Annotated in this window: 2 protein-coding genes; both read right to left on the bottom strand. The window is 59.1% G+C overall.

The window, feature by feature from the left end:
* Positions 1–350, bottom strand: a 350-nt coding sequence (locus OXS49_RS33355; RefSeq protein WP_267428772.1) for a MucR family transcriptional regulator, incomplete at its 3' end; no start/stop codon positions are given.
* Between the two features lie 92 nt (positions 351–442).
* Positions 443–898, bottom strand: a 456-nt coding sequence (locus OXS49_RS33360) for a response regulator transcription factor (RefSeq protein ID WP_267428773.1), incomplete at its 5' end; no start/stop codon positions are given.

Consider the following 898-nt stretch of genomic DNA (forward strand, 5'->3'; position numbering starts at 1 on the left):
GAGGGATAGTCCCGCGGCAGGCCGAACCGCTCGCGGTACTGCTCGATCGTCATGCCGGCGCCGTTCAGATGACGCTTGAGCGTCTTGTACGGCTTGCCGTCGATGAAGCTGATGATGGCGTCGGGCGTGACCGACTTGCGGATTTGAGCGGGGGTAAGCTTCTCTGCCGCAGGAGCAGCGGGTCTACCACTCTGGTTGAGCCCAGTGAGCGCAGCATGCGTGCTGGCGATCAACTCAGCCATATCGGCGGGACGCACTGGGTTGTTGGAAACGTAGGCTGAGACAATCTCGGCCGTGAATTCGATATGATCCGCGGCAGCAGTCTCGATGGTCTCTGCGTTCTCGTTCACGGCGCACCTGCTCAAGCGAAGCAGGACGTGTGTACCGACGAACATCAGAAATCAACACGGGCTAAAGATTTTGTTTGTCGATTTAGAGAACTCTAACCCGCCATCGCTCGCATTTCGACGATGCCGTCTCGCATCACGTAGCCGCGTCCCCAGACGGTCTCGATGTAGTTCTTGCCCTGGCTCGCAGTAGCGAGCTTCTTACGCAGCTTGCAGATGAACACGTCGATGATCTTCAGCTCGGGCTCGTCCAAGCCACCGTAGAGGTGGTTGAGGAACATCTCCTTCGTGATCGTCGAACCCTTCCGGAGGGCGAGGAGCTCCAGCAACTGGTACTCCTTCGTCGTCAGGGGGACACGTTTGCCCTCGATCGAAGCCATCTTCTCGTCGAGGTCGACTACGAGGTCCTCGATGGTGATGATCGACTGGGCGTGGCCCTTCGAGCGACGCACGATGGCGTGGATGCGCGCGATCAGCTCGTCCTTGTGGAACGGCTTGGTCAGGTAATCGTCGGCGCCGAACCCGAGGCCCTTCACTTTGTCCTCGATGCT

Origin of the sequence: Methylobacterium sp. GC_Met_2 (assembly GCF_026540795.1) — a bacterium.
GTDB lineage: Bacteria > Pseudomonadota > Alphaproteobacteria > Rhizobiales > Beijerinckiaceae > Methylobacterium.